Source organism: Bacillus carboniphilus, from assembly GCF_039522365.1.
GTDB lineage: Bacteria > Bacillota > Bacilli > Bacillales > JC228 > Bacillus_BF > Bacillus_BF carboniphilus.
On the sequence record NZ_BAAADJ010000005.1, the window covers coordinates 1 to 17576 of the forward strand.

18 protein-coding genes and 1 tRNA gene are annotated in these 17576 nt (G+C 39.5%); 1 reads left to right on the plus strand and 18 read right to left on the minus strand.

Annotated features, from left to right (window positions below; all coding sequences use genetic code 11):
* Positions 1–359: 359 nt before the first annotated feature.
* The 12 genes from ABDZ91_RS02895 to ABDZ91_RS02950 all read right to left on the minus strand — a co-directional run bounded on the left by ABDZ91_RS02895 (position 360) and on the right by ABDZ91_RS02950 (position 11668).
* Positions 360–1367 carry a nuclease-related domain-containing protein gene (locus ABDZ91_RS02895; protein ID WP_343796186.1) on the minus strand — a complete coding sequence of 336 codons (1008 nt, stop codon included), beginning with the start codon at positions 1365–1367 and terminating at the stop codon, positions 360–362.
* Positions 1368–1515: 148 nt separating this feature from the next.
* Positions 1516–1860 (minus strand): hypothetical protein, encoded by a 345-nt coding sequence (locus ABDZ91_RS02900; protein ID WP_343796188.1) that lies wholly within the window; start codon positions 1858–1860, stop codon positions 1516–1518.
* A gap of 49 nt (positions 1861–1909) precedes the next feature.
* Positions 1910–3199 carry a phosphopyruvate hydratase gene (gene eno / locus ABDZ91_RS02905; protein WP_343796190.1) on the minus strand — a complete coding sequence of 430 codons (1290 nt, stop codon included), beginning with the start codon at positions 3197–3199 and terminating at the stop codon, positions 1910–1912.
* Positions 3200–3212: 13 nt separating this feature from the next.
* Positions 3213–4751, minus strand: coding sequence for a 2,3-bisphosphoglycerate-independent phosphoglycerate mutase (gpmI, locus tag ABDZ91_RS02910; protein ID WP_343796191.1), 1539 nt, complete (start codon positions 4749–4751; stop codon positions 3213–3215).
* Positions 4744–5505: a triose-phosphate isomerase gene (gene tpiA, locus ABDZ91_RS02915; RefSeq protein ID WP_343796193.1), complete on the minus strand. Its 762-nt coding sequence runs from the start codon at positions 5503–5505 to the stop codon at positions 4744–4746. Before tpiA ends, gpmI begins: the two co-directional genes overlap by 8 nt.
* Before the next feature lie 16 nt (positions 5506–5521).
* On the minus strand, positions 5522–6706 hold the full coding sequence (locus ABDZ91_RS02920; RefSeq protein ID WP_343796194.1) for a phosphoglycerate kinase: 1185 nt from the start codon (positions 6704–6706) through the stop codon (positions 5522–5524).
* Between the two features lie 153 nt (positions 6707–6859).
* On the minus strand, positions 6860–7867 hold the full coding sequence (gap, locus tag ABDZ91_RS02925) for a type I glyceraldehyde-3-phosphate dehydrogenase (protein ID WP_343796196.1): 1008 nt from the start codon (positions 7865–7867) through the stop codon (positions 6860–6862).
* An 82-nt stretch (positions 7868–7949) separates the two neighbouring features.
* Complete coding sequence (locus ABDZ91_RS02930; RefSeq protein ID WP_425541781.1) at positions 7950–8963, minus strand: sugar-binding transcriptional regulator; 1014 nt, start codon at positions 8961–8963, stop codon at positions 7950–7952.
* 139 nt (positions 8964–9102) lie between these two features.
* Complete coding sequence (locus ABDZ91_RS02935; RefSeq protein WP_343796198.1) at positions 9103–9339, minus strand: glutaredoxin family protein; 237 nt, start codon at positions 9337–9339, stop codon at positions 9103–9105.
* A gap of 18 nt (positions 9340–9357) precedes the next feature.
* The gene (gene rpoN, locus ABDZ91_RS02940; protein ID WP_343796200.1) at positions 9358–10662 is read right to left on the minus strand and encodes an RNA polymerase factor sigma-54; all 1305 of its coding nucleotides are present in this window, start codon (positions 10660–10662) and stop codon (positions 9358–9360) included.
* A 115-nt stretch (positions 10663–10777) separates the two neighbouring features.
* Positions 10778–11338, minus strand: a complete 561-nt coding sequence (locus tag ABDZ91_RS02945; RefSeq protein WP_343796201.1) for a GNAT family N-acetyltransferase — start codon at positions 11336–11338, stop codon at positions 10778–10780.
* A gap of 258 nt (positions 11339–11596) precedes the next feature.
* Positions 11597–11668: transfer RNA gene (locus tag ABDZ91_RS02950), tRNA-Arg, on the minus strand.
* Positions 11669–11978: 310 nt separating this feature from the next.
* Between ABDZ91_RS02950 and clpP the strand changes: the two genes are divergently transcribed.
* Positions 11979–12575 (plus strand): ATP-dependent Clp endopeptidase proteolytic subunit ClpP, encoded by a 597-nt coding sequence (gene clpP / locus ABDZ91_RS02955; protein WP_343796203.1) that lies wholly within the window; start codon positions 11979–11981, stop codon positions 12573–12575.
* 40 nt (positions 12576–12615) lie between these two features.
* On the opposite strand, the gene ABDZ91_RS02960 is transcribed toward clpP, so the two are convergent.
* The 6 genes from ABDZ91_RS02960 to ABDZ91_RS02985 form a co-directional block, all read right to left on the minus strand.
* Positions 12616–13350: a leucine-rich repeat domain-containing protein gene (locus ABDZ91_RS02960; RefSeq protein ID WP_343796205.1), complete on the minus strand. Its 735-nt coding sequence runs from the start codon at positions 13348–13350 to the stop codon at positions 12616–12618.
* A 181-nt stretch (positions 13351–13531) separates the two neighbouring features.
* The gene (locus tag ABDZ91_RS02965; protein WP_343796208.1) at positions 13532–13789 is read right to left on the minus strand and encodes an HPr family phosphocarrier protein; all 258 of its coding nucleotides are present in this window, start codon (positions 13787–13789) and stop codon (positions 13532–13534) included.
* Positions 13790–13808: 19 nt separating this feature from the next.
* Entirely contained in the window at positions 13809–14762 is a 954-nt protein-coding gene (gene whiA / locus ABDZ91_RS02970; RefSeq protein WP_343796210.1) for a DNA-binding protein WhiA, read from the minus strand.
* 14 nt (positions 14763–14776) lie between these two features.
* Complete coding sequence (locus ABDZ91_RS02975) at positions 14777–15754, minus strand: gluconeogenesis factor YvcK family protein (RefSeq protein WP_343796213.1); 978 nt, start codon at positions 15752–15754, stop codon at positions 14777–14779.
* Positions 15751–16644, minus strand: coding sequence for an RNase adapter RapZ (gene rapZ / locus ABDZ91_RS02980; RefSeq protein ID WP_343796215.1), 894 nt, complete (start codon positions 16642–16644; stop codon positions 15751–15753). Before rapZ ends, ABDZ91_RS02975 begins: the two co-directional genes overlap by 4 nt.
* Positions 16645–16663: 19 nt before the next feature.
* Complete coding sequence (locus ABDZ91_RS02985; protein WP_343796217.1) at positions 16664–17122, minus strand: NUDIX hydrolase; 459 nt, start codon at positions 17120–17122, stop codon at positions 16664–16666.
* Positions 17123–17576: the final 454 nt, after the last annotated feature.

The window sequence follows — 17576 nt, forward strand, 5'->3', positions numbered from 1 at the left end:
CCAAATACAGTATAGAGGAAGGTTATTTGGCATGTTCAATTTTAGTATATCACGTTGTTTTTAATCTTTTTATTGAAAAATGTTGACAAACTATTAGCTGGTTTATCCAAAGTTAGACACCCGTTATCCGAAGTTAGACACCCATTATCCGAAGTTAGACACCCGTTATCCGAAGTTAGACACCCGTTATCCGAAGTTAGACACCCGTTATCCGAAGTTAGACACCCGTTATCCGAAGTTAGACACCCGTTATCCGAAATTAGACCCCTGTTATCCGAAGTTAGACACCCGTTATCCGAAGTTAGACACCCGTTATCCGGAGTTAGACACCCGTTATCCTCACTAAAAGAAATAATGAATTACCTATGCAAGCCGAATTTATTATATTGATTTATCAATGAAGCCAAATTATACGTTCTATTTCTATTGGACCCTTGTTTCTCTAAACCTAAAGTAATTAAATGATGTCTTACAGTATCACTAGATTCAAGTCTTAAAAATTCACGGCATTGCAGATTAGTAATAAATGGTGAAATAAGATAGTAGTGATCCAGGAGGGCATCTATATGTGCAGTATGAGAGCGAAGGTGACAATCGGGGCATTCCCAAGCTCTATTTTTCCAATCCATAATTGTTGTAGAACAGGCAGGGCAGAATACCCCTTTAATTAAGTCTAATTCGTTATAGGAATAGTACTTCTTTACATTGAATTCTAGTGGAGTATCTTCTTTTAGTAGCTGTTTAGTTAGTTTATTCAATTCTTTATTGGTTAATTTGGGCTCTACATATTCCCGTTCTAATTTATATATTTTCTCAAGCAATACTTCAGAGTTGCATATTTTTTTAATCACTTCAGTAAGATCATCTGGGATTTCAATGATAGTTTCATCATTACTATTTACGAAAAAATATTCAATAGGGATAAGAGGGAATTGATGAAGTGTTAGCCACTGGCGAAGTTGAGTGCGATGACGTTTTGCTTGATGTATGGGGTTCGTTATTCTTTTTTTCTCACCTTTGTATACTTGAATTAGCTGATCAAGATTTCTATCAAACCTTAATATGCCCCTGACATTTTTTATTTCTAAAGGAAGAAGAAAATATTGACATATCAAAAGTGAATCAATTTGATAAAAATATTTTTTCCTTTGCAACCTTAAATCCGGAATAATTCTAAACTTGTCTCCTGGTAAAAAATCTAAGTAATAATCAACGTTCTTCTCTCCTTTGTAGCCGGCCTTTCCTTTAGATATTTCAAAGGCCAATGTTTGTTGAAGAGGATGCCTTGGCAATAACCTTTTACTTAACCTTTCTTCAATCATGGTTCTAACTGGAAATGGGCGTTTTTTAACAAAAATTATCATCATCTCCTTAAAATTCTTTGCTTAATTATTCAATTTCCAATGATATATCCCCTTCTTTTTTATTTACTAACAGAAAAAAATATTAATTTTACATTTTGTCTGAACTCATACTAGTTAACCGAAGTTAGTCACCTTTTTTTCCGGGAGTTAGTCACGCGTTATCCGAAGTCGCACTCCCTTTATCCGAAGTCAGACACCCTTTATCCGAAGTCGCACTCCCTTTATCCGAAGTCGTACACCCTTTATCCGAAGTCGTACACCCTTTATCCGAAGTCAGACACGCGTTATCCGAAGTCGCACTCCCTTTATCCGAAGTCCCACACCCTTTATCCGAAGTCGTACACCCTTTATCCGAAGTCGTACACCCTTTATCCGAAGTCGCACTCCCTTTATCCGAAGTCGCACTCCCTTTATCCGAAGTCCCACACCCTTTATCCGAAGTCGTACACCCTTTATCCGAAGTCGCACACCCTTTACCCGAACTCGTTACATCCAATGTCCAAAATCACAAAAAAAGAGACCCAAACCGGGTCCCCCAAATAAAATTATCTTAAGTTATAAAAAGTTTTCGCACCCAAATACTGCGCAGTCTCATCCAACGTATCTTCAATACGTAGCAATTGGTTGTACTTCGCCACACGGTCTGTACGAGATGGCGCACCTGTTTTGATTTGACCAGCGTTAGTTGCTACGGCAATGTCTGCAATCGTGCTGTCTTCTGTTTCACCAGAACGGTGAGAGATAACAGCAGTGTAGCCTGCACGCTTCGCCATTTCGATTGCATCAAACGTTTCAGTTAATGTACCGATTTGGTTTACTTTAATAAGGATTGAGTTACCGATTCCTTGTTCAATACCTTGAGACAACTTCTTCGTGTTTGTAACAAACAAATCATCTCCCACTAGCTGAACACGGTCACCAAGTCGTTCCGTTAGTAGCTTAAATCCATCCCAGTCATTTTCATCAAGACCATCTTCAATTGAAACGATTGGATATTTGGATACAAGCTCTTCATACCAATCAACCATTTCTGCAGAGGTACGAACTACACCTTCTCCAGAAAGATGATATTTACCATCTTCTTTTTTATAAATTTCAGAAGCCGCTACGTCCATTGCAAGCTTAATTTGCTCACCTGGTTTGTAACCTGCTTTTTCAATAGCTTCCATGATTGTTTGAAGGGCTTCTTCGTTCGATTTAAGGTTAGGAGCAAATCCACCTTCATCTCCAACAGCAGTGTTCAAGCCTTTTTCCTTCAATACAGATTTTAAGCTGTGGAAAATTTCAGCTCCCATACGAAGTGCTTCACGGAAGTTTTCTGCACCAACAGGCATAACCATGAATTCTTGGATATCCACGTTGTTATCCGCATGTTCTCCACCGTTTAAGATGTTCATCATTGGAACAGGAAGTTGCTTCGCATTGACTCCACCTAAGTATTGGTAAAGTTCCACACCTAAGTATTCAGCAGCAGCACGAGCTACAGCCATAGACACACCTAGGATTGCATTGGCACCTAATTTTGCTTTATTTTCAGTTCCATCAAGTTCAATCAAAGCTTTATCGATTGCTACTTGATTTAATACATTGAATCCTTCAAGTTCAGGTGCAATGACTTCGTTTACGTTTTGAACCGCTTGAAGAACACCTTTTCCTAAATAGCGACCTTTGTCACCATCACGAAGTTCTACTGCTTCGTACTCACCAGTTGAAGCTCCACTTGGTACTAGCGCGCGGCCGAAAGCTCCAGAGTCAGTGTAAACTTCTACTTCTACAGTTGGGTTCCCACGAGAGTCTAGTACTTCACGAGCATAAATATCAGCAATAAATGGCATATTATTTCTCTCCTTATTTTTGAATTAAAGTTTTCCCAGTCATTTCACTAGGTTGTTTCACTTGTAGTAAATCTAGCATAGTTGGGGCTAAATCTCCTAATATTCCTCCGTCACGGAGCCTCAAATCTTTCTTTGTCACAATAACCGGCACAAGATTTGTCGTATGTGCGGTCATCGGAGTTCCTTCAGGAGTGATGACTTCATCTGCATTTCCATGGTCAGCCGTAATAATGGCTGTACCACCCTTACTAGTGATCAAATCAACGATTCTCCCTAAGCACTCATCCACTGTTTCAACGGCTTTAATAGTAGGTTCCAGCATTCCAGAGTGTCCTACCATATCAGGGTTGGCAAAGTTTAGGATAATCGCATCAAATTTATCTTGATTGATTTCATTGATCAGAGCATCCGTTACTTCATAGGCACTCATCTCTGGTTGCAAGTCATAGGTTGCCACCTTTGGACTGTTAATTAATATTCGTTCTTCACCAGGAAATTCTTGCTCACGCCCGCCACTCATAAAGAAGGTTACGTGAGGATACTTCTCAGTTTCGGCAATTCTCAATTGAGTAAGGTTATTTTGAGATAAAACTTCCCCTAACGTGTTATCCATTCCTACAGGTTTAAAGGCTACATAACCATCCACCGTCTCACTAAAGTGAGTTAAACATACAAAGTATAAATTTTCTGGATGCTGCTCGCCTCTCTCAAAGGAACGGAAATCTTTGTTCGTAAAGGTATTGGAAATCTGGATGGCACGGTCAGGTCGGAAGTTATAGAAAATAACAGCATCATCATCCTGAATCGTAGCAACCGGCTCTCCATTTTCTTTGGTAATAACAGACGGCAATACGAACTCATCGTAGATACCATTGGAATAGGAGTCCTCGACACAGTCCATTGCACTGCTATAGGAAGGACCTTCACCATACACCATGGAACGGTATGATTTCTCAACACGCTCCCAGCGTTTGTCACGGTCCATGGAATAGTAGCGGCCAGAAATCGTTGCAAATTCGCCAACACCGTATTCCTTCATTTTTTCCTCAGTTTGTTTGATAAACGTTTTGGCTGTTTGTGGACCAACATCTCGTCCATCCAGGAAGCCGTGAATGTATACATTCTTTACGCCTTCTTTTGCAGCTAAACGAAGTAGAGCAAATAAGTGGTCAATATGGCTATGTACTCCACCATTCGATAGGAGCCCAAATAAATGAAGGTTAGAGCCTTTTTCCTTGACGTGTTTCATTGCCCCATGGAAGGTATCATTTTCAGCAAATTCGCCTTCACGAATGGCAATGTTCACTCGAGTTAAACTTTGATACACGATACGACCTGCACCAATGTTTAAATGTCCTACCTCAGAGTTCCCCATTTGTCCTTCAGGTAAACCAACTGCTTCCCCGCTGGCTTTCAAAGTACTATTCGGAAACTCTTTCCAATATCGATCAAAGTTTGGCTTATTCGCCTGCGCCACTGCATTTCCTTGTGTTTCATCACGTAGTCCAAAACCATCCAAAATGATTAAGGCTACTGGTGCTGTTTTACTCATTAGAACCTTCCTCCAATAGCTGTAAGAAAGACTGAGGTTCTAAGCTAGCTCCCCCAACTAATGCGCCATCAATATCAGATTGGTTCAGTAGTTCCTTAATATTAGCTGGCTTCACACTTCCGCCGTATTGAATACGTACTTCATTCGCCACGTCTTGAGAATACTCTGCTGCAATGGTTTGACGAATGTGTGCACACACTTCATTGGCATCTTCTGAAGTAGCGGTTTTACCCGTTCCGATAGCCCAGATTGGCTCGTATGCTACTACAGCTGTTTTAACTTGCTCAGGTGAAAGTCCAGTTAATGCTTTTTTCACTTGAGATGCCACATGATCTTTCGTTTCACCATTTTCACGTTGTTCTAACGTTTCACCAACACAAATAATAGGAACAAGGTTATGTTTATAAGCAGATAGAACCTTTTTATTGACTGTTTCGTCTGTTTCATTAAAAAGCTCACGGCGTTCAGAGTGACCAATAATCACATAGTCAACACCTAAGTCTTTGAGAGCTACAGGGCTAATTTCCCCTGTAAAAGCACCTTGGTCTTCAAAGTGCATATTTTGCGCTCCTACTTTCACATCATAATCTTTCGATAGTTCAACGAGTCTTTCTAAAAATAGAGCAGGTGCACATACCACTGAATCAACAACATCAGAACTAGGTACAAGTCTTTTAACTTCCTCTAGAAATGACTTTGCCTCAGGTAAGGTTTTATGCATTTTCCAGTTTCCTGCAATGATCGGCTTACGCATGATGAATCATCCTTCCCTATTTATCAGTAAGGGCTACAACTCCTGGTAGCTCTTTTCCTTCCATAAACTCTAGTGATGCTCCGCCACCTGTAGAGATATGAGACATCTCATCAGCAAGGTTGAATTTTTCAACGGCTGCAGCAGAGTCTCCGCCACCTATGATGGTTGTTGTTTCTTTCGCTTCAGCTAGAGCTTGAGCAACTGCCTTCGTACCATTTGCAAAAAGGTCAATTTCAAATACGCCCATTGGTCCGTTCCAAATCACTAATTTTGATTCCTTTACCACATTTGTGTAAAGTTCGCGAGTTTTGGGTCCAATATCTAGCGCTTCCCAATCAGATGGAATGTCTTCAATAGAAACCTCTTGTGTATTAGCCTCGTTTGAAAAATCGTCTGCCACTAGAACATCAACCGGAAGAACAAAGTTAACTCCATTCTTTTCGGCTTTTTCCATAAAGGATTTAGCCAAATCAATTTTATCTTCTTCAAGTAATGATTTTCCGATTTCATAGCCTTTTGCTTTGATGAAAGTATAAGCTAATCCGCCACCAATGATCAGGTTATCTACTTTTTCTAATAGATTTTCAATCACACCAATTTTGTCTTTAACTTTTGCTCCACCAATAATGGCTGTGAAAGGTCTTTCTGGATTTTCTAATGCTTTACCTAGTACATCCAGTTCTTTTTCCATTAAGAAACCAGCAACAGCCGGTAGGTGATGAGCAATCCCTTCTGTTGAAGCATGAGCTCTGTGGGCTGCACCGAAAGCATCATTGACATATATATCTGCCAGGTCAGCGAAACCTTTTGCTAACTCTGGGTCATTCTTTTCTTCACCTTTTTCAAAACGAACATTTTCTAGTAAAAGAACATCACCGTTATTCATTTGTTCTATGTATTCTTTTACAGTGTCGCCACGAACCTCATCAGATTTTGCAACTTCTTTACCTAGTAAATTTGATAGATGGGCCGCAACCGGAGATAATCGAAGTTCTTCTACTACCTCACCTTTAGGACGACCTAAATGACTGGCCAGAATGACTTTTGCACCCTGTTCAACTAAATATTGAATAGTAGGAAGGGCAGCGCGAATTCTAGTATCATCCGTAATATTCCCATCCTTCAAAGGCACATTAAAATCGACCCGACAAAACACACGTTGACCATTCACGTCCACGTCTTTCAAAGTCTTCTTGTTCATAGGGGAACCTCCTCAAAGAAAAAATTCGTTATGTAGCCACCTATATTGTAACTCAATGTTCCCAAAAAGATTGCGCCTTTTCGGAATTTTTTTCACAAGGGAAAAAGGAGCGAGGGGACCAGACCCCCGCTCCCCTCTCAAAGCTTGTATATCTTATAGTCCTTGCTTACCAATGTAATCAGCTAGGTCTACAACACGGCTTGAATAGCCTGTTTCGTTGTCATACCAAGAAAGAACTTTTACCATATTATCTTCTAATACCATAGTAGAAAGAGCATCAATAGTAGATGAAGCTGTGTTACCATTGTAGTCTCTAGATACTAGTGGCTCATCAGAGTAAGCTAAAATGCCTTTTAACTCACCTTCAGCTGCTTCCTTCAATGCTGCATTCACATCTTCAGCTGTAACAGTTTTATCTAATTCTGCTACAAGGTCAACTACAGATACGTTTGGTGTTGGAACACGCATTGCCATACCATTTAATTTACCTTTTAGTTCTGGTAATACAAGAGCAACAGCTTTTGCAGCACCAGTAGTTGTTGGAATGATAGATTCAGCTGCCGCACGAGCACGACGGTAATCTTTATGTGGTAAATCAAGAATTTGTTGGTCATTTGTATACGCGTGTACAGTTGTCATCATTCCACGCTTGATTCCGAACTTATCGTTTAGAACTTTAGCAAATGGAGCTAGACAGTTTGTTGTACAAGATGCATTAGAAATGACATGGTGATTTGCTGCATCGTATTTATCTTCGTTAACACCCATTACGATTGTGATATCTTCTTCATTAGCTGGAGCAGAGATAATAACCTTTTTCGCTCCTGCTTCTAAGTGTTTCGCTGCGTCTGCACGCTTTGTAAAACGACCAGTAGATTCAACAACCACTTCTACTCCTAGGTCTCCCCAACCAAGTTGAGCTGGATCACGTTCAGCTAATACTTTAATTTTTTGTCCGCCAACTACAAGATAGTCTCCATCTACAGATACAGTCTCATTAAGCGTACCGTGCACAGAGTCATATTGTAGTAAGTGAGCAAGCATGTTAGCATCTGTTAAATCGTTAACTGCTACTACTTCTACATTGGGGTTATTAAGCGCCGCACGAAATACATTACGTCCAATACGTCCAAATCCGTTAATTCCTAATTTTACTGTCATGTATAGTTCCTCCTTAAATTAAAAAAGCAGAGTAAATTATTTATATAAGGGGTGCAAAGAGACCCTTATTTGCTTAGAATTTCTAGAGCTCCATGGCACAAGCTTCATCTGTAATTAAAATAGTCGATGCTGGGGCTTGATTCATATATGCTCGAATTGCCTTTGCTTTTGATGCTCCACCGGCTACCGCTATAACGTAAGGAATCTGTTCTAAATCCTCGAGCTGCAATCCAATCGTTTGTACTCGATGAACGACTTCACCTTGTTCATTAAAATAGTATCCGAATGCCTCACCAACAGCATTCCCATTTAAAACTTTCTTAAAATCCTCTTCGGATGTTTTCCTTCTTTTGGCCATCGTCACTGCATCACCAATCCCATGAAGAACCATATGAGCTGATTTGATGAGTGATAAAATCTCACTTACCTGTGGTTCTTGTACCATTTTTTCATATACTTCCGGGCTCAATTGATCCGGAACATACAGCACTTTGTGTTTCGCCTGTGCTTTCTGTGCCATGGTTGAACAGATGGTGTTTGCTTGATTTTGAATCTCTTCACCTATTCCACCTCGAGCTGGAACAAAGAGAACCTCTTTATTTGTGAACTCTGGTGTTAGCATTTCAGCTACTTTAGCCATGGTGGTTCCACCAGTAACAGCTATGATATTTTTTCCAACCAGGTGGTTTTTCATGCAAATCGCACAGCTTCTCCCCAATTCATTTTTTACCCAAGGAGACTCTTCACTATTTCCGGGCACGATAATAATATCTTGTATGTTCCATCGTTGCATGAGCTTTTGTTTTAACCGATCAATTCCTAAGACTTCATCCATCATATTATTCAAACCTTCAAGAAGCTCAATACCGATTGGTGTAATGAACATTCCAGCTGTGGTTATTTGGATCAAATCCTGTTTCTTCAGTAATTCTACCTCTGAACGGAGGACTCGTTCGGTTAGTCCTAAACTTTGGGAAAGACTTCTTCTGCCAACAGGCTGCATCTGGTGTATGTACTTCATAATGTGATATCTACGTTGAAGTGTTGGCATCAAGTCAGGCAAAAGCTTTTGCATAGAGTGGAGCTGATTCGTCAAATGGCTCACCTCTTCATTGGGTGTGGTCAAAAAATGTCCCGCATAGACATATTATGTCCCACTTGCTGCAAAAAAAATACCCCTGATTTGTTTTCATTGTATCAAGGGTAACATATGAATTCAACTAAAATGACTCAAATTATTGCTGTAATCGCTTTCTTACCTCATCAAAGTCGATAATTCCTTCGCTGACCTCTTCCCCATCTATAGTGACAACTGGAATTCGAATTCCGTACTTTTCCGTTAATTGGTCATCAGTGTCGATGTCTACTTCGACTAATTGGAATGGGAAATGTTCCTGGAGTAACTCCAACATCACTTTTGCTTCTTTACAAATGGAGCATTTATATCGTGTATAAAAATGGACAGTTTTCACTAGTGCGTTCCCTTCTTTTTACCGGTATTGTTTTCTTTTACTAGAGGGTAAAATCCCCAATTGGTCGCGATATTTTGCAATGGTTCGCCGCGATACTTTTATATATTGTTGGTGTAATAGGTCTACAATTTGTTGATCGGATAGAGGCTTTAGCTTATCCTCAGTCTCGATAAGTTTTAGAAGAGCTTGCTTTACCTGCTCTGTACTTTGGTCTTCCTGCGGATTGCCGACCGCAGCAGAAAATAATGATTTTAGTGGAAAGGTTCCATGGTTAGTTTGAAAGAACTTCCCTCTCACCGCTCGACTTACAGTAGATTCATGAATGTGTAGCTCGTCAGCCACTTCCCGCATAGATAAGGGGCGAATAAAAGCTGGTCCACGTTCAAAAAACGCCTCTTGTCTTGCAACCATTGTAGTCATGATTCTTTCCAGTGTCCACTTTCTAGACTTTAAGCTTTTCTTTAGCCAGTTGTATTCTCCCGTGCAATGCTTTAAATATTCCTGAACCGAAGCATCTGAATGCTGTGCAAATGTGCGGTAGTAATCGCTATGGTATTGAACGTTTGGAATGTGGTCCTGCACCAGCTGTATTTGCCATTTCCCATCTTTTTTCCAAACAAGAAAATCAGGAATGATGTAAGGAGATTCCTCTTTTTTAAATCGTAGGCCTGGTCGCGGATGTAAGGTTTGAATATTATCCGCTAGATTTTGAATCTCCTGTAGTGGAATGTTTAATTCTTTTTCAATTTGTTTCCATTTCTTATTAGCGAAGGAATCAAAATAGAATTCGATAATTACAGTGTCTTGTTCGGAGAAATGGTTTCGCTTCATTTGGATCATGAGACATTCTTGAAGACTTCTCGCCCCAACTCCATTTGGTTCCAACGCTTGTAAGACAGAGACACAATAATCCCATTCCGACTCGGTCATATTTGGGTATTGATTTTTCATATCTTCGTATTGAATCGTTAAATAACCGTTATCATCAAGACTGTCTATTAGATAGTGAATTTTCTGTTTCGTGGATTGTGATACATTCAGAAGTACTAATTGCTTTAAAAGGTGTTCGGAAAGCGACTCTTCCTTGTGACCCAACTGTTCAATCCAATTGGAGTTCGAGTCTTTTTTGACCCTGTTGGACTTCCTGGTAGTAGTATAGGATGGGGGCGTAAGCTGAATAAGTGGGTTATCAAGAGTTTTTTCTTCTAAAAATGAAATCAACTCCTGAGAGGAATATTGAAGTAGAGCAATAGCCTGTTGTAATTCTTGGGTCATCGACAATTTGACTGACTGCTTCTGAACAAGACTTACCTTTGGTTCCATCGTTCACCCTCCTCTTCTCCTATTTTACATGATGAGAGTGAAAGCGTATACATGGAATAGTTGGAATAAAGAACGGGACTGAAAGTTATTCAGTCCCGGTTGATAACCATTACTATTATTCAGCAAACCACTCTTCACGCAAGATTCCCATTTTTACAGAGTCATAATATTCGCCGTTATAAAGACGAGCTTTTCTAATTCTAGCCTCTTCCTTCATACCTAGCTTTTCTCCGACCTTGATCATTCTATGGTTTCCAGACCAGGTTGTGTATCCGATTCTAGGGATTTGAGGGTGCGCTTCAAACAAGTAATCGACCCAGAGTTTGATCGCTTCCGTTCCGTAGCCACCGCTCCAATATTCAGGTAAAAAGATTACAATACCGACTTCCATCCAGTTTGATGGTTGGTGTTCCCAGTAGAAAGTCACCGTACCTATTGTTTTTCCATCTGCCACAATCAATCTCTGGGAATCTAGTCCTGCTTCTATTCTTTTAGTCATAGATTCTTTGTACGTTTCAAAATCTACTTTTTTCAATGGGAAGTATGGGGCATCCCACTTTTTAAACTCGGGTTCATCCTCACCGTAGATGAGTGTCCATAGTGTTTGTAAGTCCTGCTTTTGTACAGGTTTAAGCTCTATTTTGTTTCCTTTTAATGTTGATAATGTCTCTTTCAATTATGTCATCTCCGTTATTTAAAAGATTTTTTATATGAAGTGAATGTTGGTTTTGGTTGTTTTTCATTTTTACCGCCTCCTAAATTATTCTTAATAATCTATTCGGTATGGTCTTAATAAATCCTGCTTCACCCTTTTAGGGTTTCGAACTCCCTATTTGTTTCCGTTTAACATTTAAACCGTTCTTTATAATTAAAAAAAGAAGAGTGCCCCACTCGCCATAATTAGCGATGGGACACTCTTTCGTAAGTCTTATTACGCCCTCGGAGGGAATCGAACCCCCATTTCAAGAACCGGAATCTTGCGTGCTATCCGTTGCACCACGAGGGCAAAATAGGATCACTCAGATAAGAGTGACAGATTCAATTATATTGAAAAGATGGAGATTTTTCAACTATAGAATTCATACTTAGGAAATATTAAACTCCTTGAACTAATTCATATGACACTTGTTTAAATAGACGCAAAATGGGTATCATGATAAAGTTGAATACATACATAATCTATCCAAAAGTTGTCGAGCGAAATCTTTTGACCTTTATTGACCATTATTGTATGATGAATTTACAACATAATTTTCCTTTCAACTCTGTCAAAATGCTTAGTTGGAATGAGGAAAATTTGAATAGGAGGATGAAAAATGCCATTAATTCCTACAGTTATTGAGCAAACAAACCGTGGAGAAAGAGCATACGATATCTATTCTCGTCTTTTAAAAGACCGTATCATCATGTTGGGAACGCCAATTGATGATCACGTTGCGAACTCCATTGTAGCTCAGCTTCTTTTCTTAGAAGCCGAGAATCCTGAAAAAGACATTTCCATTTACATTAACAGCCCAGGTGGTAGTATTACTGCTGGTATGGCGATTTACGACACCATGCAATTTATCAAACCAGATGTGCAAACGATTTGTATCGGTATGGCCGCTTCTATGGGAGCTTTCCTACTTGCAGCTGGTACTAAGGGTAAACGTTATGCATTACCAAACAGTGAAGTCATGATTCACCAACCACTTGGTGGAGCACAAGGTCAAGCAACTGAAATCGAAATCGCTGCGAAGCGTATCCTATTCCTCCGTAGCAAGCTAAATCAAATTTTAGCTGAACGTACAGGTCAACCACTTGAAGTGATTGAAAAGGATACCGATCGTGATAACTTCATGACAGCGGAACGTGCGAAAGAATATGGTTTAGTCGATCAAATCGTGACACGTAATCCGTTAGAAAAGAAATAATAATGCAAAAAGAGTTCGGATTATAGTTCCGAACTCTTTTTTATTGGAAAAATCTTTCCGAGTAATTAGGGTGTTTCTTTAATAAGTCGTAGTCTTCTATAGGGATAATTCCCTGAACATATAATTTCCTTAAGTTCATTGCAGTCAATAATGGCTCTACGCTGTTTATTTTATTTTCTAATATTTGAAGTTCTTCAAGATTTGGATGGTCCTCTAGAGGTGAAAGTTCTTCAATTTGGTTAAAATTCAATAAAAGAATCTTTACTGCTTTCATCTCTGAAACAGGGGCCATCGTTTGTAGCCGATTCCCAATTGCATTTAACTCAGTCATGTTTGTTAAACTTGTAAGTGGAGATAAATCGGTTACTTGGTTAAAAGCAAATTGTACACTTTCGAGATTTTCACACGCTTTCAAGGGTGACAGGTCTTTTACATGATTATAAGAAAAATCTATCTTTTTTAAGTTCTCACAAGAGTTTAAAAATGATAAATCTGTTATTTTATTTTCTTTTATGTGCAATTCTCTAATGTTTGTAAAAGCCTCCATCCCCTTATAGTTGAAGTAGTTACCTTCTCTGGGAAGCTTTAAAATTTCCACCTGTTTGGCTTCATCCACGGTCAACACACCGTTATCATCCAGGTCATACTTTAATAATGCCTTTCGTAAGCGATCATCCTCAAACACAACCTGTTGTTTCGGAGTTCCTACAAATAGGGTGATGCCAATAAATCCGAGAACTGCTATAAGAAGTACGATTCCAACTTGTTTCTTCATTACCTGCTCCTTCTTCGATTGTATTCATGGTCCCTATTATATACTAGGTTGAAGAACTTTTGGGATTTTTGGGGTGAAATACATAAGGTCGCCAATTTGTGTGAGGGCGATAGCTGTTGCCACATACCTATCGAAAAAAGCCCAAATGAAAAAGCCACCCCGCAAAAGGATAGCTTTTTGGTTAATTTTCTCTTGAGATAAAAGCAGCCAAGGCTTCAATCGCTTCTTTTTCGTCGTTTCCTTCAGCTGATAATGTAACCTGACTTCCAGCTCCTAATGCTAAGCTCATGATTCCCATGATACTCTTGGCGTTAACCTTCTTGCCTTCTTTTTCTAAGTATACTTCTGATTGGAAGCGGTTGGCTTCTTGCACAAATTGCGCGGCTGGTCTTGCTTGTAGTCCAGTTCTTAATTGAACATCTAATTGGCGTTGTTCCACTTTGTTTCCCCCCTCTATTTTATTGTTTTAACGATACAGGTACTCCCGCTCGTATTTTATCTGCAATTTCGTCTAGTTTGCGAAGTCTATGGTTAATACCGGATTTACTAATGTTTCCGCTTGAAACCATTTCTCCTAGTTCTTTTAGTGTGACATCCTGATGTGTTACCCGAAGTTCTGCGATTTCTCTCAGTTTATCTGGTAACGAATGGAGACCCACTGTTGCGTCAATCAGTTTAATGTTTTCTACTTGTCTAAGAGCTGCCCCGATCGTTTTATTTAGGTTTGCCGTCTCACAGTTGACCAATCGGTTTACAGAGTTTCTCATGTCACGAACGATACGAACGTCCTCAAATTTTAACAACGCGCTATATGCACCTACGACACTTAGAAATTCTGTGATTTTTTCGGCCTCTTTTAAATACGTAATGAACCCCTTTTTTCTCTCAAGAATTTTGCTATTTAATGAAAAATAGTTCATGAGATCATTTAAGGCTTCACTATGCTCTTTGTACAAAGAGAAAATTTCTAAGTGATAAGAGGAAGTCTCTGGATTGTTGACAGAACCTCCTGCTAAAAAAGCACCACGTAAGTAGGACCGTTTACAGCATTTCTTTTTCACAAGGTCTTTTGAGATATCATAGGTGAAAGAGAATCCTTCTCCAATAATCTTTAAATCCTCTAAAATATCCTTTGCTTGTTCATGAATCCTTACGATATACACGTTATTCTTTTTTAGTCTCATTTTCTTACGAACGAGAAGTTCTACACGAACAGAATAATCAAGCTTAATGAGTGAGTAGATTCTTCTAGCAATCGCCGCATTTTCCGTTTGAATGTTTACCACTAAAGAGCGGTTCGCAAATGATAAAGCACCATTCATTCGGATTAAAGCGGATAATTCTGCTTTCGCACAGCAGCTTTTTAATTCATGCTGAGTTAATTCTTTTTTCGTTTCAGAAGCAAAGGACATTTTTTCTGCACCTCCTATCTATTTGTGGTGTAAAACTCTTGAACGAATTCAAAGAGTTGTTTCGCTATTTTTTGTGTATCATGACGAATAATTTCTCCAGTATACGTGGCAAAATCGTCTTGTATGACATGAAGTCCAAATTCCTGTAGTTTTTCTAAATCAAAAATGACAGGTTTGGCATATTCTTCGTCATATCGAAGCTGTACATTATCTGGAATTTGAGCATTATTTACGATAATGGTGTCAATGAAGGCACACTTCATATGTTCATAGATCGCTTTTATATGATCACTCGCTGTGAAATCGAGCGTTTCTCCAGCCTGCGTCATTAAATTACAAATATACACTTTCTTTGCTTTGGCATGACAAATCTCTTCCCCTAATCCAGGAACCAATAAATTTGGTAGAATACTAGTGAACAGACTACCTGGGCCCAAGACAATTAAATCAGCTTGTCGAATGGCCTCAATGGTTTCTTGAAGAGGCTTAATATCATCAGGGGTTAAAAAGACACGCTTGATTTTATTGCCTGCTTTTGAAATCTTAGACTCCCCCGTGACCAGGGTTCCGTCCTGCATTTCAGCATTAAGTTCGACACTTTGATTGGCAGCAGGTAAAACGACACCTTTGACATTTAAGACTTTACTTAGCTGCTGAATAGCAGACACAAAGTCTCCAGAAATGGAGGTCATGGCTGCTAATATCAAGTTCCCCAATGAGTGTCCCGCTAGCTCTTTAGAATTTGTTTGAAAGCGATGTTGAAACATTTCTATAATCAGAGGCTCAACTTCTGAAAGGGCTGCTAGAACGTTTCGGATGTCTCCAGGAGGTGGAATTTCCAACTCAGTCCTTAACCTACCAGAGCTTCCTCCGTCATCAGCCACTGTAACAATGGCAGTCAGATCAATTGGGTATTGTTTGAGTCCTCTTAATAGTACAGGAAGTCCTGTTCCTCCCCCTAGGACGACAACTCTCGGCTGATCTAGTTTCATGTTGTAATGTCCTTTCTCTTCTCTATATCCCGATGCGTGATTTTCGTTTCATATTCACTTTCAAAGTGCTTCCCGATTTTTTCAGCCAGTGCAACTGAACGGTGTTGGCCACCTGTACAACCGATTCCAACAACCAGCTGGCTTTTTCCTTCACGCTTATAGTGTGGAAGCATGAACGACAATAATTCGGTAACCTTATCAAAGAACTTTTGCGTTTCATTCCACTTTAATACATAGCTAGAAACCTCTTGATCAAGTCCTGTCTTTGGTCTCATATGGTCAATGTAGTGTGGATTCGGTAGAAAGCGCACATCAAAAACCAAGTCAGCATCAATCGGGATTCCATGTTTAAAACCAAAAGACATGACATTAACTGTGAAAATTTTTCGTTTGTTGGTTGCGAATTGCGTTAATATTTTTTCTCGTAATTCTTTTGGTTTTAATAGTGATGTATTGTAAATTTGTTGTGCTCTTCCCTTTAGCTCTTCTAGTAGTTCTCTTTCAAGCTTAATACCCTCTAATGGTAAGCCTGAAGGTGCTAAGGGATGAGATCTTCTTGTTTCTTTATATCTTCGAACAAGGGTAGAATCGTCAGCATCTAAAAAAATGATTTCCGGAGTGACCCATGAGGTTTCCGCTAAATCATCCAGAGCTTTAAAGAGGTGATCAAAAAATTCACGACCTCTTAAATCCATCACAAGAGCTACTTTATTCATCTTATTACCGGACTCTTTCATAAGCTCCATAAACTTTGGAAGTAATGTAGGTGGAAGGTTATCCACACAGAAGTATCCTAAGTCTTCGAAACTGTGAATGGCTACTGTTTTTCCTGCTCCAGACATCCCCGTAATAATGACCATCCGGGTATCTTGATATTCCATTTGATCCATTTTGTTATCCCCCTTTAGGTTAGCTCGGATCTAAACGATAAGAAAGTAACTCAAAATCTGGTGTGTAGGTAAAAGTCCCGTAAATCATCCCTTTACCTTGGATCATGTATTCTAAAATGTGAATATCACCAGGTGCCATTGGCAGGTTTTGAATATCGCTGGCAGAATGCCAGGCTAAGCTTCCCTCTTCTGACTCTGTATAATTGTCTCCTTGTCCGTCTGTGGCAAGAAAAGTGAACATCATCCATTCGGATATGATTTCTTCACCTTCTTTTATCACGAAGGTAAACACACCTTTTAAAGTCGGATCATTTAAAAAAACACCGGTTTCTTCTCGGTATTCTCTTGTTACCGCCTCTTTAACGGATTCTCCTTGCTCCATCTTTCCTCCTGGAGCGACCCACCAATTTCTTCGAGGCTTTTGTAACAGTAAGACTTTATCATTTTTTAGGTATACACAATTTGCTACACGTTGCATGTAAGTCACTCCAAGTCTTACCTTTGTTAGTCTTGTATTGATTATACAACGAATCCGGGTGTGTTGCAATTAAGAGCCGGAGGAAATGGACTGTTGTAGTGGAAAATGGGCAGTGGTTTGTGTTGGCGACTGGTTATGTTTTCTATTACAGTTTTTTTGGTTAACATCCCGGGCGTATGGTGACCGTTTTTTTGAGTTGGTTTGGTTAATCTTTTCGGGCATCATATCAGACCTATGGTGACTATTTTTACAGCTAACTACTCCTTTGGGGTATCATACCCGACGTATGGTTACCACTCTTATGAATATTTGCTACTTTTGGGCACCATACACTCGACATGTCATGGCCCACACCCGAACAGCAAACGTTTAAGGCATCAAGTTCGATTATAGACTTACTAAAAAAATATAAAAAAAATACACAGGCAAAAAGATGCCTGTGCGAAACATCATA